This window comes from Streptomyces sp. HUAS MG56 (assembly GCF_058673395.1).
The window spans coordinates 8,271,070-8,295,222 of the sequence record NZ_CM178722.1 but is presented as its reverse complement, the minus strand read 5'-3'; the positions used below and the strand labels follow the sequence as shown (position 1 = coordinate 8,295,222).

The following is a 24,153-nucleotide window of genomic DNA, read 5'->3' as shown; positions in this document are numbered from 1 at the left end:
CAGTCTCGCCCGGCCCGCCCGGCCCGCCCGGGCCGCCCGACAACGCACGGAGACCTCATGACGCGAGAAGCCGTTCTGGCCGAACTCGAGACACGGGTGCGGACGGTGCTCGGCGCCCGGGTGGGACCGGAACTGGCCCGGAGCCTGCCCGCCGACGCCCGCTTCGACGAACTCGGCATCGACTCCCTGGACATCGTGCTCGTGCTCGCCGAGCTGGAGCAGGGCGACGCGTTCAACACCCTCACCGGCAAGGACCTCTGGGAGGTCGCCGACTGTATCGACTCCCTCGTCCGTCATCTGGCCGAGCGCCATGACTAGAGACGGACGACCCTCCCCGGGCCCACGCGTCTGCGTCACCGGCGTGGGCGTGCTGACGCCTGCGGGCCGCGGAATCGACCCGTTGTGGCGGACATTGTCGGCGGGCGGAGCCCATGTCCGCCCGATCGGGCACTTCGACACCGCGCAGGCTGGCACCGACCTCGCGTACTTCGTCCCGCACGAGCCCGGCCTGCCCGAACCGGGACATCCGGGACGGATGGACGCCCTCGCCACGACGGCGGTCGGTGACGCGCTCGCCGACGCGGACGCGCCGGGCGAGGGGACCGCTCTGATCCTGGCCACCACGGACGAGACGGGGGCCGAGGTCAGTGGCCGGTGGGACGGCTGGCAGGCCGAAGGGGACACCCCGAGGGGGGTGCCGCTGGAGGAGCGCGTCGCCGCCGCCTGCGGTCTGACCGGACAGGTCATGACCGTCGCCACGACCTCGGCGGCCGGTTGTGTGGCACTCGGCGTGGCCCGGCGAATGATCACGTCGGGGCGGGTGCGCCGGGTGGTCGTGTGCGGGGTCGACGTCATCACGGAGGCCGGCTTCTACGGTCTGGCCGCTCTGCGCACCCTGAGCGCGCACGGGTGCCGGCCGTTCAGCGCCGACCGGTCCGGTATCCGCATCTCCGAGGCGGCTGCCGCCTTGCTGATCGAGGCGGACGTGCCGGAGCACGGACGAACCCGAGGCCGGCTCGAAGGCGTGGCCGCCAACAACCTCGCCGCCCAGCCGGCGCGCCCCGAGACCGAGGGAGTGGCGGCAGCCGTACGAGCCGCCTTGCGGCAAGCCTGCCGCCGACCTGCCGAAGTGGACTACGTGAACGCGCACGCGGCCGGGACCCGGCACGGAGACGCCGCCGAACTCACGGCTCTGTACGAGGTGTTCGGCGACCGGCTGCTCCAGGACCTGCCGGTGGTCAGTTCCAAGGCCGCCATCGGTCACTGCCAGGGAGCGGCGGGCATCGTGGAGGCGGCGGTCTCGCTTGCAACCCTGGAGCGCGGCGAGGTCCTGCCCACGCTCGGGCTGGACTCCGTCGACCCCGCGTGGCGCGAGCACAACCTGGGCCGCCGGCCTCCGGGCCGGCCGCCCGAGGTCGCCGTGTCGGTGTCCTGCGGGCTCGGCGGTGTGAACGCCGCGGTCGTCCTGGGGGCGGACCGGGCCGGGCCGGCCGGTTCCGGGGCGGCGTGGAAGGAGGAAGCGCATGTCTGCTGACCCCGTGCGGGTGGCCGGGCTGGCCCTGCTGCGGAAGCGGGCGGCGCCCGCCGCGGCCGACCGGGGACTGCCAGTGCGGGACCAGGTGCTGCCGGTGCTCCGCGAGGCCGTGGCCGAGGCGCTGGCCGGGTTGCCGGACGCGCCCGGGGAGACGGCGGTCGTCCTGGCGAGCCGGCACGCCACCTGGATCACCGCGGAGGCGATCCTGACCGCGGTCCGCGGGCCCGGCGCACGCTGGCTGGATCCGCGCGCCTTCCTCCACTACACGGCGCATTCGCTGGTCTCGGCCCTTTCCATCGACCGCGGTTTCGACGGCCCGTCCGTCACCTTCTCCGGCGCGTCCGGCGGGGTCGACACCTTCGGACACGGCGCCGACCTGCTACGGGAGGGCGCCTGCGCCCGGGTGCTGGCCGTCGGAGTGGAGTGGCCGACCGCGTTGTCCGCGTCCGCCTTCCCGGAGACCGGTGCGGCGGGGCAGCTCGCGGTGGCCTGCGCCGTCCTCACTCCCAGCCCCGGCGGGCTTCAGGTCACGCGGTGGGGTACCGATCCGGCCGGGCCGGACGGGATCGCGCCGTCCTCCGCGGTGGCCCCGTTCGACCTGGTCCGGCGGTACGGCGCCGAACGGCTGCGGCACTGGAGCATCCGCCAGGGCAGATCCTCGATCGGATTCGTCGGACACCCGTCGGACGAGGAGCACGCCGATGCCTGAGTCGCTGTACGCCCGGATACGCCGGTGGGCGGCGGTGCGCCCGACGGCCACCGCGCTGGTGGACGGGCGGGGTTCACTGGGCTACCACGCTTTGGTGGAGGCGGTGGAACGCACCGCGCGCGGCCTGGACGTCCCGCCGGAGCCGGGTCGAGTGGCGCCACGCTGGGGCGTGCCCACGGGCAACACCGTCTCGGACGTGGTGCGGGTGCTGGCACTGGCCCGCGCCGGGTTCTCCCCGGTGCTGCTGGACCCCCGGAGCACTCACGCCGAGATCGGCGCGACGACCCGGCTGGCCCGTCTCCTCGGAGTCCTGGATCCCGCCGCCGCGTCCGTCGGCCCCCGGCCCCCCTTGGCCGATCGTCCCGCGGCACCCTTCGGCTTGGTGACCTCCGGCACCAACGGCCTGCCCAAGGTCGTACGCCGGGACTGGGCGAGCACTGTCGCGGCGTGCGCGTCCTTCGCGGATACGGCGGGGTATCGCCCGGACGACGTCATTCTGTGTACCACCCCCCTGCACCACAGTTACGCCTTCGGTATCGCCTTGGTCGCCGGTCTGCTCTCGGGTGCGACCGTCGTACTGGCCCCCGCGCCACCCGGCCCGGCCGAACTGGCGCACTGGATAGGGGAGTTGCGGCCCACCGTCATTCAGTCGGTGCCCTTCCTCTACCGGGTGCTCCTGCCCCACCTGCCGTCGGCCGGCCACACCACCCGGCTGTGCGTCTCGGCCGGGGAGCGGCTCGACAAGGCCACGGCCGACGTCTGGCGGGAGGCGGCCGGTACCGGCCTGAGCAATCACTACGGGGCGACGGAGAACTGTGTGATCACCCTGGCCGACCCCGACGACGTGGAATCGGTCGGCCATCCGGTACCCGGCGTGCGGGTGCGGATCGGGCGGCCCGGGGATGCCGGGACCAGCACGGAGGGCGAGGTGTGGGTGCGCGGGCCCGGCCGGCACAGCCGCTACTGGGGTCAGGGCGCCCTCACCCGCGAGACGTTCACCGGCGGCTGGCAGCGCACCGGTGACTGGGGAAGGCTGCTGCCCGACGGCCGGCTCGTGCTGACCGGACGCCTGTCACAGCGGGTGTCGGTGGCCGGGCGCAAGGTCGATCCGGTCGAGGTCGACGCGGTGCTGCGCAGCCATCCTCGCGTCCGGGACTGCCTGGTCACCGGCCCGCCCACGGGCAGCGCGGAGACCGGCTTCTTCGCCTTCGTCGCCGCGAGCGGGGTCACCGAGCTGGACCTGCGCCGCCATCTCGCCGCCAGGCTCTCCGCGTACAAGGTGCCCACGCGGCTGGTGATCCGCCCCGAGCTGCCCCGGACCGGCACCAACAAGGTGCACGCCGCCCGGCTGTGGCGGGAGCTGGAGACCTCATGACCGACACGACAGGAAGGAACGCCCCCATGAGCCAGGCTGTCGACAGCCCACGGTTCGATCCGGCGACGGCGCTCGGCTGGCACGACGTAGGCCTGGACGGTCTGAGCTGCGTCCTGCGGTGCGTGGAGGCGGTGCTCGCCCACCACGGCCGGTCTCCCCGGGAGATCGCCGCCAGTCTGGCGACCCCGCTGGACCTGACCCGAAGCGACCCCGAGCGCGGTCCCTTCGGTGACTTCCCGGGATGTCGCCTGGAGTGGCGCACGGTGCCCGGGGGCATCGGCTGGGACGAGCTCGCGACGCTCCTGCGGCAGGACCGGTACCCGGTGCTCTCGCCCAACGGACTGCACTGGCCGGGCGACGAGTTCAACGGGGTCGGGCCGGCACACCACCACATGGTGCTGGCGGTGCGGATGGGCGACGGCGGTCTGGAGGTGCTGGACACCGACGCGTCGCCTGACGACGGCTTCGTCCGGCCGCTGCCGCTCACCGACTCCCTGCGCCAGGCGTTCGACCGGGTGGCGGTGGTCGAACCGCGCCCGGCACCGCAGGACGACGATCCGGCGGCCACGACGAAGCGTCTGCTCAGCGGTGGTACGCGCCGGCTGGCCGCCGACCTGTCGGAGCTGGCAGGCTTCCGCGCACTCTGGCAGCGGCAGCCGCTGCCCGGGGTGCTCGCCCGTGGCCTGCACGTCTTCATCCTCGGAGACGTGCAGCCCCAGCTGTTCACCCTCGCCAGCACGCTCGGGTTCCAGGCATCACCCGAACTGGCTCCCGTGGTCGAGGCGTTGGAGACGGCGGCGAACCGGGCGAAGAAGCTCGGCATCATACTGACCGGTCTGCACCGGTTCCGTTCGCGCCAGGTGTACGCGCTCTGCCTGGAGGAGTTCGAGTCGCTGGAGGGCGCCCTGCACTCCGTGCTGGCCGCCCTGTCAGCGCACGCGGGGGAAGCGGTGCCGCAGACTCCCCCGGCCGAACCCCGGCGGCTGGCCGCCCGCCTCGCCGAGGTCACCGAGTGGTCCTTCGGCCGACCACCGCAGGACACCCTCCGCTGGTTCACCACGCCCTCCGCCGCCTGACCTGCCCCGCCTCTCTCCCTGGAGTACGCGATGCCGCTGTACGACACCCAGAGCGTCACCCGCCTCGCACCACCACCGCCGCTGCCCCTCACCGAGTCGGTCCGGCTGGCGGCCGAGGCAGCGACGAGCGACGCGATCGCGGCGACCGCCGACGACGTGATCCCCAGCGACCGGCTGATCGACGGCGAGTACCCGCTGTACGCCGCGCGCGGCGAGGGCGCGTACGTCTGGGACGTCGACGGCAACCGCTACCTCGACTTCATCCTCGCCTACGGGACCATCATCCTGGGGCATGCACACCGCACGGTGGACGATGCGGCCGTCTCCGAGATACGCCAGGGCTTCGCCCTGTCGATGCTGCGGCCGGCGCAGCAGCGGCTGACCCGCCGGCTGACGGAGGTGATCCCGCACGCGGAGACGGCGCTGCTGGTGAAGACCGGTTCGGACGCGACGAGTTCGGCCGTCCGGCTGAGCCGGGCGTTCACCGGCCGCGACGTGGTGGTCCGCTGGGGTTACAACGGCTGGCACGACTGGGCCGCGATCCGCAGCCCCGGCGTGCCCCGGAACGTGGCCGAGCAGGTGACCACGTTCGCGTACAACGACCTGTCCTCGTTGGAGGAGGTCCTGGACCGCCTCCGTGGCAGGGTCGCGTGCGTTCTCATGATGCCCTTCGAGACCACGCTCCCCGCACCCGGATTCCTCCAGGGTGTGCGAGAACTGGCGGACCGGCACGGCGCGTTGCTGGTCCTCGACGAGATCCGCAGCGGCTTCCGGCTCGGGCTGGGCGGGGCCCAGGAGGCGTACGGCGTGCGCGCCGATCTGGTCACCGTGGGCAAGGCCATGGCGAACGGTTACGCGGTGTCTGCGGTCGCCGGTCGCGCCGACGTGCTGCGGGAACTCGGCAACGTACACATCTCGTCCACGTTCTTCGCGAACTCCCTGGACATGGCGGCGAGCCTGGCCACCATCGACGTCCTCGCCACCACCTCGGCCCTGGCGCGCGTCGAGGCGCTGGGGACCCGGCTTCAGGCGGGTCTGCGGGACGTGATCGCGCGGACCGGCCTGCCCGCGCGCGTCGTGGGAGCGCCCCAGATGCCGTTCCTGGAGTTCGACGACGACGCCCGCGCCCAGCGCTGCAAGCGGCACTTCTACACCTGGACCGTTCGGGAGGGGTTGCTGCTGCATCCCAACCACCACTGGTACGTGTGCGCGGCGCTGTCGGACGCCGATCTGGAGCACGCGGTCGCCGTCGCGGACCGGGCCGCCCGCCACGCGGTCGCCGAGGGCGGAGATCCGGCGTGAGGCAGACCATCGACGGGAACGGCCCGGTGGCGCGACGGGACCGTGTCGCCCTGGTCTGCGGCGGCAGCAGAGGAATCGGTCTGGCGACGGCGGTACGGCTGCGGGAGAGCGGCCGGCGGGTGGCGGTGGCCTCTCGGTCGGGCGGTGCCGGCGGGGACTTCCTGTCGGTGCGCTGCGATCTCACCGAGGCAGGCGACGTCGACGCGGCGGTGCGGGAGGTCGAGGACCGGCTCGGTCCGGTGGAGGTGCTCGTCGCCAACGCCGGCACCACCGACGACGCCCTCCTCGCCCGGACGTCCGACGCGTCCTTCCACAGGCTGGTCCAGGGCAACCTGCTGTCCGCCTACCATGCGACCCGGCACGTCGTGCCCGGGATGACCCGGCGCGGCTGGGGCCGGCTCGTCTTCGTCTCCTCCGTCGCCGCGACCGTCGGCGCCCCCGGGCAGAGCGGCTACGCCGCCGCCAAGGCCGCGCTCATCGGTCTGGCCCGCAGCCTCGCCCGGGAGGTCGCGCCGCACGGCGTCACGGTCAACGTGGTGCTGCCCGGTTTCGTGGAGACCGAGCTGACGCGGCGGGTACCGGACCAGATCCGCGACGGCATCCGTGCCCAGGTGCCGCTCGGGCGGTTCGGCCGGGACCGGGAGGTGGCCGCCACGGTGGACTTCCTGGCCGGCGAGCAGGCCGGATACATCACCGGCGCCCTGGTGCCCGTGGACGGCGGACAGGGGATGGGCTGGTGAGCGGCGTCGACGCTGCCCGTGGTGCCGCGGCGTCCTACGGGTTCGACGGCGTCGCATCCCGCTACGACCGTACGCGCGGCGGCGAGGAGCGCGGTCGCAAGGTCGCGGCACGGCTCGCCCCCTTCCTGCGCCAAGGCGAGCCCGTCCTGGACGTCGGAACGGGCACCGGCGTGGTCAGCCGGGCGCTGACGGACCTCGGCCACACCGTGTACGGGCTCGATCTGTCGCCCGCCATGCTGGCGCGGGCCCGGCAGCGGCTCGGCCCCGTGGTGGTCGCCGCGGACGCGGCCCGGCTGCCCTTCCGGGCGGCGACGTTCGAGCAGGCGGTCAGTGTGTGGGTGCTCCAGATGGTCGCGGACGCCCCCGCCGTGCTCGCCGAGGTCGCACGGGTCCTGGTGCCGGGCGGTCGCTATGTGATCGCCTCCGGTGTGCTGCTGCCCGCCGACGACCCGATCGGCATCGAGTACGAGCGGGTGTGGCAGCGCCTCGACAGCGACGGGCGGCGCGACGACCGCTCGGCCCGCCTGCACCTGCTGGCCCCCCGGACCGGCTTCGCAGTGGAGCACACCGACCGTTTCGAGCCGACGTACCACCGGCAGTCGCCCGCCGAGGCGGCGGACTTCCTGGAGAGCGGTGCGCCGTTCTTCCTGTGGGCGCTCGGCCCCGCCGAGCGCGAGCGCGCCATCGGTCCCGCCGTCGCCCGGCTGCGGGCCATGCCGGACCCCGACCGGCCGCGCACCAGGCGTACGCAGCGCGAGCTGACCGTACTCCGCAAGGTCTCACAGACCGGTGAACCGTCCCGTCCCGACCGCCCGCAGGCAGCAGGGGGAGCAGACCGATGACATCCATCCACAGCACGGCCCCGTCCGCCGACACCCGCTGGACGAAGGAGCGGTGGCTGCGGGCCTTCCACCAGGAGGCGGCACGCTTCCGGGCCGTGATCGACACCGCCCGGCTCGACGCGGCCGTCCCCTCCTGCCCCGGGTGGACGGTGTCCGATCTCGTCGCCCATGTCGCCGGTGTGTACCGCTGGCACCGTCAGCATCTGCACCGACGCACCGCCGGCACCCCGCGGCACGACCGGCCGGAGGTGCCGGACGGCGTCGGCGTCGTCACCTGGTGGCAGTGGGAATGCACGGCGATGGGCGAGGAGTTGGACGCGGTCTCCCCGACCGCGCCCGCCTGGAACTGGGCGGGCCGGCCCCCGGTGGCCCTTTTCTGGCACCGCCGTATGGCCCACGAGACGGCGCTGCATCGCTGGGACGCCGAGAACGCGCTGGGCGTTCCGGCGGCCATCGGCACCGAACTGGGGACGGACGGTGTGGCCGAGGTCCTGGACACCTTCCTGCCGGGCGGACGGAACGCGGGACGCCCGGGATCGACCGGGACCGTTCTGCTCACCGCCTCCGACACGGCCGCGAACTGGCGGGTCACCGTGCGCGGGTCCGACGTCTCCCTCACCCCGCCGCCGGACCCCTCCGAACCCGGCCCGGCACCCGACTGCGTGGCCGTGGGCACGACCGAGGATCTCCTCCTCGTGCTGTGGGGCCGGGCGACCGCCGCGGACAGGCTCCGGATCGAGGGCGACGCTACGGTGCTGGACGCCCTCCGCGCCCGCTGACCGTCCCGGGCGCGGTCCCGGCGGCAGACGATCGGTCCGCCCGCCACATGGCGGCGTAGACACCGTCGCGCGCCAGCAGCTCGGCAGGCATGCCGTCCTCCGCCACGACCCCGTGGTCCAGCACGACGATCCGGTCGGCCAGCGCGGCGACGGCCGGCCGATGGGTCACGATCACGGTCGTACGGCGTGACGGCCCGGCCGTCACCGCGCCCCCGGAGCCGCCGTTCGCGTCGGTCGCCGATGTCGCCTCGTCGAGCAACAGGATGTCGGGGTCTGCGAGATGGGCCCGCGCCAGGGCGAGCAGCTGACGTTGGCTGAGCGACAGGTTCGGCCCGCCCTCGTCGACCGGGTACGCGTAACCGCCGGGCAGGGCCGCTATGGTCCGATGGGCGCCCACGGCCTCGGCGGCCTGCTCGACGGCCCGCTCGGTCGCCCCGGTCGCGGCGAAGCCGATCACCTCCCGGACGCTGCCGCCGAAGAGATACGGCTCCTGCGGCACCGACCCCAGGCGCCGGCGGTAGGCGGAGACGTCGTAGGAGCGCACGTCCACGCCGTCCACCAGGATGCGTCCGCCCGTGACCTCGTACAGCCTGGCGATCAGCTTCACCAGCGTCGACTTGCCCGCGCCGCTGGCACCGACCACGGCGACGGTCTCGCCGGCGGCGATGCGCAGGCTCACGCCGGCGAGGACCTCCGTAGCCGTGCCGGGGAACGAGAACCGGACGTCGTCCAGGACGATCTCGCCGCGCAGTCGGCCGACCGGCACCGGGTTCGCGGGAGAGCGCACCGACACCGGCACTTCGAGGAAATCGCGTATGCGCTGCATGCCGACCGCGGCCTGCTGGTAGCTGTCGAAGAGCTGCGACAACTGCTGTACGGGGGAAAACAGCAGGTTCAGGAACAGCAGGAAGGCGATGAGCACCCCGGTGCTCAGAGTGCCCGCGGCCACCCGGTGCCGTCCTGTCGCCAGGATGACGACCGCGGCGAGATCCGTCACCAGCTGGACAAGGGGGAAGTACAGCGCGACCAGTCGCTGCGCCCGCGCACGGCCGTTCTTGAAGTGGGCGCTCAGTTCGGCGAACCGTCGGATGTTCGCCTCTTCCCGGCGGGCCAGCAACACCGCCTCGGCTCCGGCGGCGTTCTCCTCCAGATACGCGTTGACGGCCGTGAGATCCTGCCGAGACCGCCGGTGCAGCGGCACGATGCGGCGGCGGAAGAGGACGGTGGCCGCGACGAGCAGCGGGAACGCGGGAAGGACCGCGCAGGCCAGCCCCGCGTCGGTGATCAGCAGGGCACAGCAGACGCTCAGCACGGTCAGCGCGCTGACCGCGACGGAAACCAGACCCGTCTGCAGGAAACCGGCCAGGAGGTCAGGCTCGGTGGTGACACGGCTGAGCGTGGCGCCGGTCGCCTCCCGCTCGTAGTAGTCCAGTCCGAGGCTCTGCAGATGACGGTAGAGCCGTACCCGGATGTCGAACATGAGCCGTTCACCGGTGGTGCCCGCGAGTCTGACCTGTACGACGTTGACGACCCAGTCGGCGAGCACCACGGCCAGCCCCAGCAGGGCGGCTGCGGCGACGGCCCCGAAGTCCGTGTGCCGCACCCCCTCGTCGATGGCCCGGCGGACCAGCAGCGGAACCCCGAGACCGGCCAGGGCGTCGGTGGCCACCAGCGCCGCGCAGGCCGCCAGCGGCCACTTGTACCGCCTCAGCAGGCCCCGGAACCCGATGTCCTCCGTGTCCCGCAGGGGCGGCACCAAGGCCGTGGCGGCCAGCGCAGAAGCCGGAACGTGTTCGGGTGCCGACCGTCCGTCCCGCGCTTCGGCGGCGGTGTCCACCGCGAACAGGCCGCGGTAGACCGCGCAGCGCCCGAGGAGCTCCTCGTGGGTCCCTGAGTCCACCACGCGGCCCTCGTCCAGGACGACGATCCGGTCGGCCAGGCGCACCGTCGCCCGTCGGCGCGCGATCAGCAACACGGTGCGCTCGGCGAAATCCCGCCGCAGCGCATCGTGCACCTCTGCCTCCAGGGCAGGGTCCAGCGCGGACGTCGCATCGTCCAGGACCAGAACGGAAGCGGCCCCACACAGCACCCTGGCCAGGCCGAGGCGCTGTCGCTGCCCGCCGGACAGCGACACCCCGCGTTCACCGAGGACGGTGTCGTATCCCCGGGGCAGTTCGCGGATGAACTCGTCCGCCCGCGCCGCACGTGCCGCGGCCCGGATCTCGTCGTCGGTGGCTCCCGGGCGGCAGTAGCCGATGTTGGCCCGCACGGTGTCCGCGAAGATGACCTGGTCCTCCGGCACGAGGCCGACCGTGGCACGCAGTGCGCGTACATCGAACTCGCGCACGTCCCGGCCGCCCACCAGGATCCGCCCGTCCCGCACGTCGTGCAGTCGGACCAGCAGGCGGGCCACGGCCGACTTCCCCGCCCCGGGCGGCCCGACGAGCGCCACGGTCTCCCCGGCTGCCACGTCCAGGCTGAAGTCCCGCAACAGCGGGGTGGCGCCGTGGGCGAACACCACCGAGGCGAACCTCACGCTCGGGGCGCCGCCGGTGGCGGTGAGCGGGCCCGGCGCCGGTCCTCGTCCGGAGGAGTCCGGCCCGCCGTCCCCGTCCGCGTCGAGGACCTGGTAGATGCGCGTGGCGCCCGCTCTGGCCTGCTGACCGACCGACACCAGGCGGGACATCATCCGGACCGGAGCGATCAGCTGGCCGAGGTAGGAGGCGAAGGCCAGGTACGTTCCCACACTGAGCCGGTGGTGCACGGCCAGCCAGCCACCGAGGGCCAGCAGCGCGAGCTGGCCCAGGGTGGGAAGTGCCTGCAGGGCCGGGTCGAAACGGGAGGCGAGCCGGATCCGGGCCAGTTGGGCCGCCATCAGCCGGCGCGCCGCCTCGGCCAGTCGCTCATGCTGTTCCGCCTCCCGCCCGAACGACTTGACCACACGCGCGCCGGCGATGACCGACCGGACCGCCGAGACCACCTCGCCCGCCCGCCGCTGCACTGCCGTAGCCGCCGGGAAGACACGGTCCCTCCCCCGCCTGGACAGGGCCCACAGACCGAGCCCCAGTCCGGCCGCCACAGCGGTCAGCGCGGGCGACAGCACGAGCATCGCCACCGACATGCCGACGATGAGCACGATGTTGCCGAGCAGTAGTGGTCCCATACCGAGCAACGAGGTGATGGGCGGGAGATCCGCGACGGCGCGCGTGGCCGCCTGGCGCGGCGTCGGCATCCCCGGGTGGCGGGGGCCGCTGCGCAGCACGGCGGCGAAGAGTTCGGTGCGCAGCTCGTGCTCCACCCGGAGCGACAGTTCCTGCGCCGCGCGTCTGCGCAGCACGGAGCCGCCGAAGGCGACGCCCGCCGTCAGCAGTAGCCCGGCGTACCAGAGGGTCTGGGGTGTGCCGCCACGGCCCGCCACGGCGGCGTCGATCAGCCGACGCTGCATCAGGGGCGCGGCCATCGCCGCGAGTCCGCTGACGGCGGCGGCCGCTCCCGCCGTGGCGCACAGGCCCCGGTGCCGTGCGCACCGCGTCAGCAGCCTGGAGAGAGCGGAACGCTTGCTGGGCGCCGTGGCCGGTCTCCTGCGTGTCTTCGACGGACCACCGAGAGGGATCACGCGTGCCAGCATGCCGATCGCCGTCGGTCCGTCCCGCATCGATAAGGACTGCTCATCAATGCCGGGAACGGCTGGCCGCCCCCTGCCTCGGCCGGTCTACCTTGAGTGAGCCCGCCGGCCCTTCCGGGGTCGGCCGCGGACGCGGCACAGGGCAGGCCGGAAGGGGGGAGATGACACGCATCGCCTTGGTGTCAGGGGGTGGCACGGGCATCGGCCGGGCAGCAGCGCACGCGCTCGCGGACGTCGGGCATCGGGTCGTTCTCCTGGGACGCCGTGCGGAGGTACTGAGAGTGGCGGCTCGGGAGACCAACCAAGCCGTCCGGCCCGACGCGGTCACCTGGCTCGCCGCGGATCTCAGGGAACCGGACGAAGTACAGCGCGCGGTCGACACAGTGGCCGCCGAGGCGGCGCCGGGGGACGCGATCGCCACCGTGGTGAACAACGCGGGCGGGACGACCCGCGTCACCGGCAGCGCACTGCACGACGTGGCGGCGGCGTGGCTCGACGAGTGGCAACGCAACGTCCTTTCCTCCGTACTGCTCACGACCGCGGCGCTGCCGTACCTCACGCGATCCCCGGGGGCCAGGATCATCACCGTCAGCTCGGTCGCGGCCCTGCGCGGCGGGGGCCCCTACGGCGCGGCGAAGTCCGCCCTGCACGCATGGACGTACACGCTGGCCAAGGAACTGGGAGGCCGTGGTACCGCCAATGTGGTGGCGCCCGGATACGTGGAGGGGACCGAGTTCTTCGACGACCGCATGACCGAGGAGCGCCGCCGTTCCCTCGTGGACGCCACCCTCGTCGGCCGCGCCGCCCGTCCGGAGTCGGTCGCGAGCGCGGTCCGCTGGCTCGCCTCGGCGGAGGCGGAGGACGTCACAGGCCAGATCATCCAGGTCAACGGCGGGGCGGTACTCGGCCGGGGCTGATGACCTGCCCGTAAGGAGGATGAGAGATGTTCCGGACCGACAGGTGGGAACGCCGCACGGCGCCGGGCCCGGAAGCCTCCTCGTCCCTTGTGGACGGATACTTCCTGGCCCAGCACCGTCGGCCTGTGGAGTTGCGCGACATCGACACGAGCGCGCTCGACCCGATCCTGCGCGGTGTCCTGACGAGCGACGGAACCGTGACGACTCTCATCGCGACCAGCACGATGCAGCCTCTGGCGGTGCGCGTGCTGGACGAACGGGCCGTCGGGTTGTCCGCCGACACGGGGACGTGGCTGGAGGCGTCCCCGGGAACGCCGGCGATACGCCGACGCGTCGAGGTCACGGTCCGCGACACGAACACCCCTGTGTACCACGCCGAGACGTTCCTCCTGCGCGAGCGCCTCCCACTCGAGGTGGCCCGTTCCTTGAGTGCCGAACCGCTGGGACTGGGCGGAGCGTTGAGGCGTCACGGCGCGAACGCCCGACGGGAACTCCTGTGGTACGGCCTGGGCTGTCTCCCCCAGTGGGCGGAGGCGAGCGCACCCGCCGGACCGACGCTGCACCGCACCTACCGCTTGAGAACGCCGCACCAGCAACCGGCGGCCCTGATCACGGAGTGCTTCGGCCTGGATTGGTGAAACAACTGAAAGGTCATTTACACAGGTCAGCAACCACCAGCCACTCATCGCGGCAGGTCACCGCGTTCGCTGGTCTCTTCCGGGACATCTGACCTCTTTGCGAAAAACTGCCGCCACATCCATCCTGACCTGCATGGTGGTCTCCGCGAGCTGAGAGAAAGATCGCCCGGCACTTCATGTGATGCGTCATCGGAAAGATGTCACCCCTAAGCGAGTCACGGAAAAGCCCAGGTCAGGGCAGCTTTCTCGGCTCGCCACCCTGCGTGCGGGCGCCCAGAGCGTCAAACGAGCGTCACGACCGACAACTACCGAGACACTCGCGTCGCCGAGCCCGAGGAGGTCGTCGCCATCGCGGCCGTCCTCCTGGCCCGCGCGGGCGGCGCCCCGCCGGTCCCGGGGCGCCGCCTCAGCCCGAAGGCCGGCCGGCGCCACCTGGACCTCGAACGCGGATTCCGCGCCCCGCACAGCTGGCACGGCTGGGCCGCGCCGATGCCTGAAGGACCGCTGCGGTCCTTCAGGCGGCGGACGCGCCCCTGTGGCGCAGACCGGCTCGCCGACGCGACGCCCTCGAACACGTCGCGTCGGCGAGTGCGTTCACCTGCCGCCGATGGCGCGCAGGATCTCCGTCCTGGCAGCGCGCCGGGCCGGCCAGACGGCCGCGACCACTCCGACGAACGCCCCGCCCAGCAGGTACGCGCCGATCTGACCGAAGGGCACGGTCAGCACCTCCACGCCATCGCCGGCCATGGCCCGCTGCAGCGCAAGGCCGCAGACGACCCCGACGCCGAGTCCGAGCACCGTACCGAAGACCGAGATCACGACCGACTCGTACCGGATCATGCGCCGCAACTGCCTTCGCTGCATGCCGACCGCGCGCAGCAGTCCGATCTCCCGGGTGCGCTCGATGACCGAGAGGGCAAGGGTGTTGACGATGCCGAGCACAGCGATGACCACCGACAGGGCGAGCAGGATCAGGATCAGTGGCAGGAGCATTGTGGCGTTGCCCGCTGCCTGCCTCTTGAGCTCGCCTCGGTCCTGAACCCGGAGGTTGGGCCAGTCGGCCAGTGCGGTTTCGAGGGCGTGCCGGTCCCGGGCGGAGTCCGCGCCGTGCGCGGTGACGACGTCGATCCGGTCGATCAGGTCACTCTGCTGGTGCGTCCGGTAACCGGCGGCGCTCAGGATGAGCTTCGGAACGGTCGCCGTGAGACTCTTGACGTCGGCGTAGATGCCCGCGATCCGGAAGCGCGCCGTGTCGCCGTCCTCGTACTGGCCCGACACCGTGCTGCCCACGTGCCAGCCCTTGTCCTTCGCGGTGCCGCGATCGACGAGCAGTTCGTCGGTGCCCAGGGTGGTCGAACCGTCCTCCGTCCTCAGCCGGTACAGCTGGGCCAGCGCCTGCGGATCGGCGGCCGTGACGCTTTGCGTCTCCCCACCGAGCCGGACGCGTACCGTGCGGGACTCGACGACCTTCCGCACCCCGGAGGCCCTGGCGACGGCGTCACCCACCTCGCGGCCGAAGGGCATCGACCCCTGGGAGGTGACCTCGTAGTCCGCCCGGACGCCGGCGTCGAGACTTGCCGTCACGGAGGACACGGTCGACGCGGCGATGACGGACACCAACCCGACGAGGGCCAGGCCGATCATGAGCGCCGACGCCGTGGCGGCGGTACGTCGCGGATTGCTCTGGGCATTGCGCCGGCTCAACCGGCCGACGACTCCCCCGAACCTCGCCAGTGGCCAGCCCAGTGCCGTCGTCAGCGGTCTGTTCACGGCAGGCATGAGCAGGGTGACCCCGAGCATGATGCCGATCGCGCCGCCGCCGGCGAGGAAGAGCGCGGCCTTGCCGTCGACGAGGAGCCCGCCCACCTCCATGGCCGCCCCGAGGAGCGCCGCCGCCGCACCGGCTGCGGTGCGGGTGCGCAGCGACCGGTCGCCCGCGCCGAGGTCCTCGCGCATCGCCGCCACGGGAGGGATGGTCGCGGCACGGTGCGCCGGCAGGTATGAGGCGCAGACGGTGCCGGCGATGCCCACGGCGTAGGAGGCCAGCACAGCTGATGCGGGAACGCTCAGGGGCGCTTCGGGCAGGTGCAGCCCGAACAGCCTGAACAGCAGGCGCAAGCCCACGGCCAGCGCGCATCCCAGACCGACGCCGAACGTTGCGCCGATGAACCCCACGCCGGCTGCCTCGCCCAGCACGGAGCCCTTGACCTGGCTGCGCGAGGCGCCGACGGCCCGCAGCAGCGCCAGGTCGCGGGTGCGTTGGGCGACGAGCATGGAGAAGGTGTTGAAGATGAGGAAGGAGCCCACGAAGACCGCGACGACGGCGAAGGCAAGCAGGAAGGAGCGGAGGATGACGATGAGGTCCTTGGCCTGGTTCACTTGTTCGTCGATGGCCTTCCGGCCGGTGATCACCTCGATGCCGGACGGCACCGCCTTCGCGATGGCGTCGCGCACCTGCTGCTGCGAAACGCCGTCGCGCGCGTGCACGGCGATCTCGTCGTAGCTGCCGGGCCGCTCGGACAGCAGCCGCTGTGCGGTCCCGGGGGCGAACGCCGTGTAGGACGTGTCGCCGATCGGAGGGGTGGATCCGAAGTCGAACGTCCCCACGAGCGTGAACGTCTCGGTCGGATGCCGGGTCGCGACCTTGACCCGGTCGCCCACACGGAAGCCGGCCTTTTTCGCGGTGCCGGCATCCATCACCACCTCCCTCGCGCCGGTGGGCGCGCGACCGGATGCGAGGTGCATGATCGAGAAGTCGGGGTCGTCGGTCCAGTCCTGGCCGACCTGGCTGGAGCCGAGCAGCTTCCCGTCGTGCAGTACGGCGGCGTATCCGAGGATCGAGCCGTGCGCCTTCGCCACCCCCTCGACCCCGCTGACCATCGTGAGGACGGAGGCAGGCAGCGGTTTGGTGCCGCTCTGGTCGAGGCTTTGGGCAGAGTCCGCGTCCAGGGCCCGCTTCGGCCGGACCACGGCGTCGGTCCCCTTGCCCGATTGCGAGAACAGGTCGGTGACGGCGGTGTTGATCGTGGCCGTGAAGATCAGCGTACCGGCCACGATGGACGCCCCGAGAGTGACGGCCAGCACGGTGAGGGCGAGGCGCAGCCGGTTCGCGCCCAAGTTGCGCAGAGCGATTCTCAGCAGCATCAGGCGGCCGCCTCACGCGGTGTGAAGCCCTGCATGCGGTCGAGGACCCGCTCCACCGTGGGTTCGGTCATCTTGCCGACCGTGCGTCCGTCGGCGAGGAACAGGACCTCGTCCGCATAGGCGGCGGCTCGCGGGTCGTGTGTGACCATCACGATGGTCTGGCCCATATCCGTCACGAAGTCCCGCAGGAATGCCAGGACTTGAGTGCCCGAGCGGGAGTCGAGGTTACCGGTGGGCTCGTCGGCGAAGATGATCTCGGGTTTGCCGGCCAAGGCGCGGGCGCACGCCACACGCTGCTGCTGGCCACCGGAGAGTTCGGCGGGCCGGTGCTTGAGCCGATCGCCCAGTCCGACCACGTCGACAACGGAGTCCAGCCATTCCTTGTCCGGTTCGCGGCCTGCGATGTCGAGGGGCAGGGTGATGTTCTCCAGGGCATTGAGCGTGGGAATGAGGTTGAAGGACTGGAAGATGAAGCCCACCTTGTCCCGGCGCAGTCGGGTCAGGTGTTTGTCGTCGAGCTCGCTGATCTCGACGTCACCGATGCACACGCTGCCGGAGGTGCATGAGTCCAGGCCGGCCATGCAGTGCATCAGTGTCGACTTCCCGGAGCCGGAGGGCCCCATGACCGCGACGAAGCGGCCGCGCGGGATGCTGACCGAGACGTCCTTGAGTGCGTCGACCGCGGAATCCCCTGAACCATAGGTCTTGAAGAGGGCGGAGGTGCGCGCGGCGACTTCGTCCGACGCACGCTCGGCGCCGCTCCCTTCGCGCATGGTGTCCGTCACGTCTGGCCTCGTTTCCGTATCCGTGAAAAGTGCTCGGAACGATTCCAGTGGGATCCACGTGCACAGGACAGTCTCCAAGGTAGGCGACCGCCCCATACGAAAGTAGGTACCGTGATACGACGCTGCGGGCTTCCGTAGGAAGTTGACACGATGTCGGTTGCCGGCCGCTGACTCCGGCGTCGTGCGCTCGTAGAGTGACCGCGTGAAACGCCATGTGGCTCTGCCGGAACGCGGCGTCGTCTTCGATGCGTTGGCGGTGATGAGCGCCTTCGTCCTGAGCCTCGTCCTGACCGAGGGCTCCTCCTCCCTCCTGCAGCCGGTCGGCGGTGCGACGACCACCGTGCTGACACTCGGCGGGCTGTCGCTCCTCCTGCGCCGGCGCGCGCCCGTCGCCGTCGCGTGGGCTGCGGCGGGCATGACCGCGTCGCTGCTGTGCCTGGAGTACGTATGCCCCGGAACCGTGATCCGGCCGGACGCCGACGTCTACCGTGTGCCGCTGTGGCAGCCCACGGCACCGTTCGCCGCCTACGCCGTCATGGCCTACGCACGGCAGCGGCTGGCCAGTTGGGCTCCGGTGGTGGCGCTCCTCGCCCTGGTCCTGCTGGCGCTCCCGGCCCTGCGGCACGTGCACGCCAGCGCGACCACGCCGGAAGCCGCGGAGGCTCGTTCCATGGGCCAGTCGGCCTCCGCGGGCCTGGCGTTCCGCAGTGCCGTCTTCATCGTCGGGGGCACACTCCTAGGCATGTACGTCTCCGCACGGCGCCGCGAGCTGCGCGGTCTGACCGAGCGCGCCGAGCGGGCGCGCGCCGAGGAGCGGGCCCGGCTGGCCGCGGAGATGCACGACGTGGTGAGCCACCGGGTCAGCCTCATGGTCGTGCAGGCGGGCGCGCTGTGGGTCACCGCGTCCGATGAGGCCACCCGGGCCGCAGCCGAGCGGCTGCGTGCGGACGGCTGTCAGGCTCTTGAGGAACTGCGTGACGTGGTCGGCCTGCTGCGCAGGACGGCGAACACTCCGGAGGAGGACCGGGAGGGGGACGAGGACTCCTTGAGTCCGGCCGTTCCCGATCTGCTGCCGCTGGTCGAGGAGTCGGAGTCGGTGGGGGTTCCCGTTGAGCTGATCACCGAGGGGGCCCCCGCGCTCGCCTCGCCGGTGGTCAGCCGCACCGCCTACCGCATCGTCCAGGAAGCCCTCACCAACGTCCGCAAGCACGCGCCAGGCGCCCGAGTCCGGGTGCTGGTGCGCTGCCGCAACGACGGCATACGTCTGGTCGTCAGCAACACGGCACCGACGCGGGCCGTCGACGCCCGGCTGTCGGCGGCCGGATCGGGAACGGGACTTCTCGGACTCACCCACCGAGTCGAGCTGATCCGCGGGACCCTGGAGGCGGGACCGCAGGACGACGGCGGTTTCTGCGTCCGGGCGGCGCTCCCGTCGTACGTTGCCACAGCCGACAGCTTGGAGCCCTTGGAATGAGCGGTGAGCCGATCCGGGTACTCCTGGTCGACGACGAACCCATGGTCTGCGCGCATCTGCGCACGATCCTCGGCTCGGCGGACGATCTGGAGGTTGTCGATCAGGCCCACGACGGAGCGGCCGCGGTGGAGTCGGTGGTGCGGTTCCGACCCGACGTGGTCCTCATGGACCTGCGGATGCCCGGCGTCGACGGACTGTCCGCGATCGAGCGGATCAGTACGTTCCGCGAACCGCCGGTGATCGTCGTGCTCACCACGTTCGACGCGGACCACCATGTGATGCGCGCCTTGCGTGCCGGTGCAGCCGGATTTCTGCTGAAGTCCACTCCGCCCGAGGACCTGATCAACCTTGTGCGGGTCGCGGCCGACGGGCACACGGTGCTGTCACCGGCCGCCACGCGCAGGCTGGTGGCCGGCGTGTCCGGCCGGCATGCCACGCGGGAGCGCGGCCAGGGCCTGCTGAGCGAACTCACCAAGCGGGAGCGGGAAGTACTGTCGTGCCTGAGCAAAGGCATGTCGAACGCCCAGATCGCCAAGGCACTGCACCTCACCGAGCCCACGGTGAAGGGTTATGTGTCCCGCCTACTGGTGAAGCTGGACTGTGACAACCGCACCCAGGCCGGCCTGCTCGGGTACGAGGCGGGGCTCGCGTCCGGCTGACTCACGCAGGCGGCGGGCCGGAGGGGCCCACCAGTCCTCGGGTCAGGACGGCCCCGGCCGGGTGCCCCTGCCGCGGAAGCGGTTGATCGCGCCCAGGTGCTTCTCACGCAGAGCGGGGTCGGTCACGCCCAGACCCTCCTCGGGGGCCAGGCACAGCACACCGACCTTGCCCTGATGGAGGTTGCGGTGCACCTCGTAGGCTGCCTGGCCGGTGTCCTCCAGGGAGTACACCTTCGACAGCGTGGGGTGGATCCGGCCCTTCGCGATGAGCCGGTTGGCCTCCCAGGCCTCACGGTAGTTGGCGAAGTGGGAACCGACGATCCGCTTGAGCGACATCCACAGGTAGCGGTTGTCGTACTCGTGCCGGTAGCCCGACGTCGAGGCACAGGTGACGACCGTGCCGCCCTTCCTCGTCACGAACACCGACGCCCCGAAGGTCTCGCGTCCCGGGTGCTCGAAGACGATGTCCACGTCCTCGCCGCCGGTCAGCTCCCGGATGCGCTTGCCGAAGCGCTTCCACTCCCTTGGGTCTTGGGTCTGCTCGTCCTTCCAGAATCGGTAGTCCTCGGCCCCGCGGTCGATGATCGCCTCGGCGCCCATGGAGCGGCAGACGTCCGCCTTCTCCGGTGAGGAGACGACGCAGACCGGGTTGGCGCCGCCGGCGAGCGCGTATTGCGTCGCGTACGAACCGAGGCCACCGCTCGCACCCCAGATCAGGATGTTGTCCCCCTGCTTCATCTGGGCACCGTTGCGGGACACCAGCTGCCGGTAGGCCGTCGAGTTGACCAGGCCCGAGGCCGCGGCCTCCTCCCAGCTCAGGTGCTGCGGTTTGGGCATCAGCTGGTTCGACTTGACCAGTGCGAGCTGCGCCAGACCACCGAAGTTGGTCTCAAAGCCCCAGATGCGCTGCTCGGGGTCGAGCATCGTGTCGTCGTGGCCGTCGGGAGACTCCAGCTCCACCGACAGGCAGTGCGCGACCACCCGGTCCCCCGGCTTCCAGTTGTTCACCCCTATGCCGGTGCGCAGCACGACGCCCGCGAGGTCGGAGCCGATGATGTGGTAGGGGAGATTGTGGCGTTTGGCCAGCTCGCTGAGACGGCCGTAGCGTTCCAGGAACCCGAAGGTCGACAGCGGCTCGAAGATCGAGCTCCATACGGTGTTGTAGTTGACCGAGGAGGCCATGACTGCCACCAGGGCCTCGCCCGGGCCCAGCTCGGGCACCGGGACGTCCTCCACGTGCAGCGACTTGCGAGAGTCCCGCTCCGGCCCCGGTATCCCGGCGAAAATGTCGGCCTCGTCCCGGTGCACGGTGACCGCGCGGTACGAACCGGGCAACGGCAAGGACGCGAAGTCCGCGGCGGTGACGGCACCGCCGCCTGGTGCGGTCGACGCCTCGATCGCATCGAGGATGTGCTTCACAGTGGCCTCCAGCCGGTCGGAATGACGGTCCACTCAAACCCGCGGCGAGCACCGCCGTGCCCGTCATGGGCGCCGTGTGGGGGTCAGCGCCACGGAACAGGGGCCTTGATAGGGGCCCGGAAGACGACGGAAGAGCCGGCAAAGCCTTCTCCAGGCCGGGCGGTTCGCAGAAGGCGCCACGTGTACGGCCTTCCGCGCAGGGCAACCACCGGCCACCGGCGTCGTCTTCAGCGGGCGCGCTCCCAACGGTCGTCTCCGGCCGGGAACATGATGCGAGAGGCCGGGGTGCGCGCCACCACGGGCCGGCCGGCTTTGGCCATGTCGCCGTCCGTGGCGGCGACACCCAAAAGGCCGGGGACCGGAATTGCAGCCCCACCGATCGACGGATCAAGGACTCTTTTGGCGCAAGTCATGTACAATTTTTGCCTCCGCTTTGTGGCGAGTCGCACCTTCGGCGCATTCCGGCTGGAACCCACCGATGCGGAGGATTCTTGCCGACCGGGGGGACTCTTTCCAGCGCGATTAGCGACGCGCTGACCTTTCAGGGGTTCCGGGCAATGGACGCGTGCCAGTGATCCGGCAGGTGATCCACCGCGACCGGCAGCGCCGCCGGGCAGGAGATGCGCGAAAACACGCCCCCCAGTGGGTCTTCTCCATCCGGCGATGAAGGGTCCGCAGCCAGGACCACCCACCCCTACGCCCCGGGGAGGTGACCCCAGCATCCGGATAATTGCCGCAACACGAATATAGGGGCACTGATCACCCTCGCTCCTCGAACACGTGGATCAAAGCACTGTGCCGTCGGCGTCTCCGGCGTATGGTTGAACTATTCAACACGGGGGTGGAGAATGACGCTGTACGGGTCCAAAACACCGTTCGGCTCAACCAAGTTGAACGAGTCGGCTGCCGCCGCATACCGGCACGCGGTTGTCCAGGGACGATACGACCGGACACAGGTGGCGGCGGCCCTGGGAATCACCGAGTCCGCGGCGGCCGAAATCGAAGAGACGCTTGTGTCGGTCCATCTGCTGCGGCGCAATCCGAGTTCCGCCGACACACCCACGCCGCTCAGCCCGGACGTCGCGGCGGTCAGCCTGGTGGGACCGGCGGAGGCCGAGATCCGAGACCTCCAGGAGCAGGTCGCCCAGGCACGCGGTGGCCTGCTGGCGCTGCTGCCGGACTACTTCGAGAGCCGGCGCCGCCGGCGCGGGATCGAGGCCTTCGACGTGATCCACGATCGCCGGGATCTGCAGGCCATTCTCGATGACCACGGCGCCCGCTGCCGCAGCGAACTGCTCACCGCGCAGCCCGGCGGGAGCCGGCCCTCGGTCGCCCTGGAGGAGGCCCAGCGGCTCGCGATCGAGCGGCTTCGCAGAGGCGTCCGGCTCAAGCACCTCTACCAGCACACGGTCCGCAGCGATCCGGCGACCACGGACTACGTACGCGCCGTGACGGCCGAGGGCGCCACCGTGCGGACCACGGACGAACTGATCGACCGCATGATCATCTACGATCGGGAGGTGGTCTTCATCCCCGAACAACAGCTGGAGGACGGACCGCCCGGGGCGGTCGTCATACGGGAACCGGCCCTGGTCGCCTTCCTCTGCCGTGTCTACGACCACATGTGGACCGGCGCGATGCCGTTCGTGCCCGACGTGCAGGAGGACCCGCACATCACCGACGAACTCAAACGCGCGGTCGTCCGTCTGATGGCCCAGGGACACAAGGACGAGGTGGTGGCGCGCAGGCTCGGCATGTCGGTGCGCACCTGCCGGCGCCACATCGCCCAGATCATGGAGGAGATGGACTCCAGCAGTCGTTTCCAGGCGGGGGTGAACGTCATGCTCCACGGGCTGCTGGACGCCCGTGCCGCGGGTACGTCCGAGGCCGACGGCTCCGGTGCCACGGGGTTCCCCTGGGACCAGCCCAGGTCCGCGACGTCCGGCACGGCGCGTCGCCGCGTTGCCGGATCACCCGGGTACGTTCAGTACGCGGGTGACGATCCGGCCTGATCCCTTCGACGGACTCCTAGCGCGCGGCCGGGCGGACCCGTTCCAGGGCGAACCCGGCCACGATCCACTTGCTGGGCTCGACGACGAGGGCGACCGCCCGGTCGCCCTCCTCCGCCTCGGCCGCCAGCCGGTCCAGCTGGAGCAGTGACAGCGCGCTGGCCGCATTGCCCGTTTCCGCGACGCATGAGATCTCGTGCGGGCCGGCCATGCCGAGGCACCCGGCGAACCGCTCCGCCGTCCTGCCGGAGAGCTGCGGAGGCAGCAGGTAGCTGATCTCGGCCCACTGCCAGCCCACGCCGGCCAGCACCGCGTCCAGGACGTCCGCGGCCAGCGCGGGGACGCATGCCCTCACGGCCTCGTGGTCCTCGTAGAGCATCCGCCGCCCCGGTCCGGCCTGCCCCGCTCCGTTCCAGTCCACGATCCGCCCGGGCGCGCGGCCCAGTCCCTCGAAGCGGTGCACCAGCCCCGACACGGCGAGGCAGGCCCCGACCGGATCGGCGGTGATCGCGGCGGCGCCCGCCGCGTCACCGAGCAGCAGGCAGCCGGCCCCGTCGTCTCCCGGCAGTGCGGCCGGCCTCCTGCTGATGTCCAGGAAGCGGTCGGTGACATCACCGCCCACCACCAGGCCGGTGCGGCGCCCGGCGGCTATCAGCGCACCGGCCATCTCCAGTGCCTGCACGGCGCCCGAACAACCGGCCTGTAACTGATAGACCGGCAGCCCCTTCAGACCGAGCCGGTCGGCCGCCACCGTGGCGGTGGTCGGCAGCAGCGTGTCCGGGGTCGAGGTGCTGAGGATCAGGAAGTCCAGGTCCGAGGGGCTGAGCCCGGCGGCGTTCAGCGCCGCGTCCGCCGCCTCCTCGCACAGGTCCGCCAGCGAATGGGTGAGGTCGCCGGTGGCCGGGTCCCAGCACAGGTGCCGGCAGCGGATCCCGCTGAACAGCTCCATCCACTGCGGACTGACGCCGAGCACCCGCGCCATCTCGTCGTTGGACACCGGGCTGCCGGGCAGCGCCGCGCCGGTCCCTGCGATGAAGAAGGGCGGGTTCGTCATGTCTCGGCTCCTTGTGCGTCCGCACACTGATCGGGTCGGCCGGGCGCATCCGTGCCGCATGCATCGGCTGAA

General features: G+C 71.6%; 19 protein-coding genes and 1 pseudogene. 15 read left to right on the top strand and 5 right to left on the bottom strand.

Annotated elements, in window-relative coordinates:
* The first annotated feature begins 57 nt into the window (after window positions 1–57).
* The 9 genes from AC4OXY_RS38395 to AC4OXY_RS38355 are packed head-to-tail and all read left to right on the top strand — an operon-like array spanning window position 58 to window position 8,357.
* A complete protein-coding gene (locus tag AC4OXY_RS38395; protein WP_491991965.1) occupies window positions 58–318 on the top strand; it encodes a phosphopantetheine-binding protein in 261 nt (86 codons plus the stop codon).
* A gap of 49 nt (window positions 319–367) precedes the next feature.
* On the top strand, window positions 368–1,534 hold the full coding sequence (locus AC4OXY_RS38390) for a beta-ketoacyl synthase N-terminal-like domain-containing protein (RefSeq protein WP_491991964.1): 1,167 nt from the start codon (window positions 368–370) through the stop codon (window positions 1,532–1,534).
* Window positions 1,524–2,243, top strand: a complete 720-nt coding sequence (locus AC4OXY_RS38385) for a beta-ketoacyl synthase N-terminal-like domain-containing protein (protein WP_491991963.1) — start codon at window positions 1,524–1,526, stop codon at window positions 2,241–2,243. Before AC4OXY_RS38390 ends, AC4OXY_RS38385 begins: the two co-directional genes overlap by 11 nt.
* Entirely contained in the window at window positions 2,236–3,618 is a 1,383-nt protein-coding gene (locus AC4OXY_RS38380; protein WP_491991962.1) for a class I adenylate-forming enzyme family protein, read from the top strand. Before AC4OXY_RS38385 ends, AC4OXY_RS38380 begins: the two co-directional genes overlap by 8 nt.
* Before the next feature lie 26 nt (window positions 3,619–3,644).
* On the top strand, window positions 3,645–4,694 hold the full coding sequence (locus AC4OXY_RS38375; RefSeq protein WP_491991961.1) for a hypothetical protein: 1,050 nt from the start codon (window positions 3,645–3,647) through the stop codon (window positions 4,692–4,694).
* A 30-nt stretch (window positions 4,695–4,724) separates the two neighbouring features.
* Window positions 4,725–5,996 (top strand): aspartate aminotransferase family protein, encoded by a 1,272-nt coding sequence (locus AC4OXY_RS38370; RefSeq protein ID WP_491991960.1) that lies wholly within the window; start codon window positions 4,725–4,727, stop codon window positions 5,994–5,996.
* Window positions 5,993–6,736 (top strand): 3-oxoacyl-ACP reductase family protein, encoded by a 744-nt coding sequence (locus AC4OXY_RS38365; protein WP_491991959.1) that lies wholly within the window; start codon window positions 5,993–5,995, stop codon window positions 6,734–6,736. Before AC4OXY_RS38370 ends, AC4OXY_RS38365 begins: the two co-directional genes overlap by 4 nt.
* The gene (locus tag AC4OXY_RS38360) at window positions 6,733–7,578 is read left to right on the top strand and encodes a class I SAM-dependent methyltransferase (RefSeq protein ID WP_491991958.1); all 846 of its coding nucleotides are present in this window, start codon (window positions 6,733–6,735) and stop codon (window positions 7,576–7,578) included. The genes AC4OXY_RS38365 and AC4OXY_RS38360 overlap by 4 nt, the downstream gene beginning before the upstream one ends.
* Complete coding sequence (locus AC4OXY_RS38355) at window positions 7,575–8,357, top strand: maleylpyruvate isomerase family mycothiol-dependent enzyme (RefSeq protein ID WP_491991957.1); 783 nt, start codon at window positions 7,575–7,577, stop codon at window positions 8,355–8,357. Before AC4OXY_RS38360 ends, AC4OXY_RS38355 begins: the two co-directional genes overlap by 4 nt.
* Here the strand turns inward: AC4OXY_RS38355 and AC4OXY_RS38350 are convergent.
* Window positions 8,326–12,012, bottom strand: coding sequence for an ABC transporter ATP-binding protein (locus tag AC4OXY_RS38350; RefSeq protein ID WP_491991956.1), 3,687 nt, complete (start codon window positions 12,010–12,012; stop codon window positions 8,326–8,328). The genes AC4OXY_RS38355 and AC4OXY_RS38350 overlap by 32 nt on opposite strands.
* 131 nt (window positions 12,013–12,143) lie before the next feature.
* Here AC4OXY_RS38350 and AC4OXY_RS38345 point away from each other — a divergent pair, with 131 nt between their 5' ends.
* The 3 genes and pseudogenes from AC4OXY_RS38345 to AC4OXY_RS38335 form a co-directional block, all read left to right on the top strand.
* Window positions 12,144–12,899, top strand: coding sequence for an SDR family NAD(P)-dependent oxidoreductase (locus AC4OXY_RS38345; RefSeq protein ID WP_491991955.1), 756 nt, complete (start codon window positions 12,144–12,146; stop codon window positions 12,897–12,899).
* Window positions 12,900–12,925: 26 nt separating this feature from the next.
* The gene (locus AC4OXY_RS38340; protein WP_491991954.1) at window positions 12,926–13,537 is read left to right on the top strand and encodes a chorismate--pyruvate lyase family protein; all 612 of its coding nucleotides are present in this window, start codon (window positions 12,926–12,928) and stop codon (window positions 13,535–13,537) included.
* A gap of 324 nt (window positions 13,538–13,861) precedes the next feature.
* A pseudogene (locus tag AC4OXY_RS38335) lies at window positions 13,862–14,011 on the top strand (acyl-CoA carboxylase epsilon subunit); the annotation flags it as partial.
* A 120-nt stretch (window positions 14,012–14,131) separates the two neighbouring features.
* On the opposite strand, the gene AC4OXY_RS38330 reads toward AC4OXY_RS38335, so the two are convergent.
* Complete coding sequence (locus AC4OXY_RS38330; protein ID WP_491991953.1) at window positions 14,132–16,681, bottom strand: ABC transporter permease; 2,550 nt, start codon at window positions 16,679–16,681, stop codon at window positions 14,132–14,134.
* Complete coding sequence (locus tag AC4OXY_RS38325) at window positions 16,681–17,454, bottom strand: ABC transporter ATP-binding protein (protein ID WP_491994705.1); 774 nt, start codon at window positions 17,452–17,454, stop codon at window positions 16,681–16,683. Before AC4OXY_RS38325 ends, AC4OXY_RS38330 begins: the two co-directional genes overlap by 1 nt.
* Before the next feature lie 214 nt (window positions 17,455–17,668).
* On the opposite strand from AC4OXY_RS38325, the gene AC4OXY_RS38320 reads away from it, so the two are divergent.
* On the top strand, window positions 17,669–18,940 hold the full coding sequence (locus AC4OXY_RS38320) for a sensor histidine kinase (RefSeq protein WP_491991952.1): 1,272 nt from the start codon (window positions 17,669–17,671) through the stop codon (window positions 18,938–18,940).
* Window positions 18,937–19,599 carry a response regulator gene (locus AC4OXY_RS38315; protein WP_208030614.1) on the top strand — a complete coding sequence of 221 codons (663 nt, stop codon included), beginning with the start codon at window positions 18,937–18,939 and terminating at the stop codon, window positions 19,597–19,599. The genes AC4OXY_RS38320 and AC4OXY_RS38315 overlap by 4 nt, the downstream gene beginning before the upstream one ends.
* 42 nt (window positions 19,600–19,641) lie before the next feature.
* Here AC4OXY_RS38315 and ccrA read toward each other — a convergent pair whose 3' ends face one another.
* Window positions 19,642–21,018 carry a crotonyl-CoA carboxylase/reductase gene (gene ccrA, locus AC4OXY_RS38310; protein WP_491991951.1) on the bottom strand — a complete coding sequence of 459 codons (1,377 nt, stop codon included), beginning with the start codon at window positions 21,016–21,018 and terminating at the stop codon, window positions 19,642–19,644.
* A gap of 1,013 nt (window positions 21,019–22,031) precedes the next feature.
* On the opposite strand from ccrA, the gene AC4OXY_RS38305 reads away from it, so the two are divergent.
* Complete coding sequence (locus tag AC4OXY_RS38305) at window positions 22,032–23,030, top strand: hypothetical protein (RefSeq protein WP_491991950.1); 999 nt, start codon at window positions 22,032–22,034, stop codon at window positions 23,028–23,030.
* 16 nt (window positions 23,031–23,046) lie between these two features.
* On the opposite strand, the gene AC4OXY_RS38300 is transcribed toward AC4OXY_RS38305, so the two are convergent.
* On the bottom strand, window positions 23,047–24,081 hold the full coding sequence (locus AC4OXY_RS38300) for a 3-oxoacyl-ACP synthase III family protein (RefSeq protein WP_491991949.1): 1,035 nt from the start codon (window positions 24,079–24,081) through the stop codon (window positions 23,047–23,049).
* Window positions 24,082–24,153 lie beyond the last annotated feature (72 nt).

Bases quoted from the DNA above. Each gene is read 5' to 3' on its own strand.
- AC4OXY_RS38395 (WP_491991965.1), top strand. From the start codon at position 58: ATGACGCGAGAAGCCGTTCTGGCCGAACTCGAGACACGGGTGCGGACG.
- AC4OXY_RS38385 (WP_491991963.1), top strand. From the start codon at position 1,524: ATGTCTGCTGACCCCGTGCGGGTGGCCGGGCTGGCCCTGCTGCGGAAG.
- AC4OXY_RS38380 (WP_491991962.1), top strand. From the start codon at position 2,236: ATGCCTGAGTCGCTGTACGCCCGGATACGCCGGTGGGCGGCGGTGCGC.
- AC4OXY_RS38375 (WP_491991961.1), top strand. From the start codon at position 3,645: ATGAGCCAGGCTGTCGACAGCCCACGGTTCGATCCGGCGACGGCGCTC.
- AC4OXY_RS38370 (WP_491991960.1), top strand. From the start codon at position 4,725: ATGCCGCTGTACGACACCCAGAGCGTCACCCGCCTCGCACCACCACCG.
- AC4OXY_RS38355 (WP_491991957.1), top strand. From the start codon at position 7,575: ATGACATCCATCCACAGCACGGCCCCGTCCGCCGACACCCGCTGGACG.
- AC4OXY_RS38350 (WP_491991956.1), bottom strand. From the start codon at position 12,012: ATGCGGGACGGACCGACGGCGATCGGCATGCTGGCACGCGTGATCCCT.
- AC4OXY_RS38345 (WP_491991955.1), top strand. From the start codon at position 12,144: ATGACACGCATCGCCTTGGTGTCAGGGGGTGGCACGGGCATCGGCCGG.
- AC4OXY_RS38340 (WP_491991954.1), top strand. From the start codon at position 12,926: ATGTTCCGGACCGACAGGTGGGAACGCCGCACGGCGCCGGGCCCGGAA.
- AC4OXY_RS38330 (WP_491991953.1), bottom strand. From the start codon at position 16,681: ATGCTGCTGAGAATCGCTCTGCGCAACTTGGGCGCGAACCGGCTGCGC.
- AC4OXY_RS38325 (WP_491994705.1), bottom strand. From the start codon at position 17,454: ATGCGCGAAGGGAGCGGCGCCGAGCGTGCGTCGGACGAAGTCGCCGCG.
- AC4OXY_RS38315 (WP_208030614.1), top strand. From the start codon at position 18,937: ATGAGCGGTGAGCCGATCCGGGTACTCCTGGTCGACGACGAACCCATG.
- AC4OXY_RS38300 (WP_491991949.1), bottom strand. From the start codon at position 24,081: ATGACGAACCCGCCCTTCTTCATCGCAGGGACCGGCGCGGCGCTGCCC.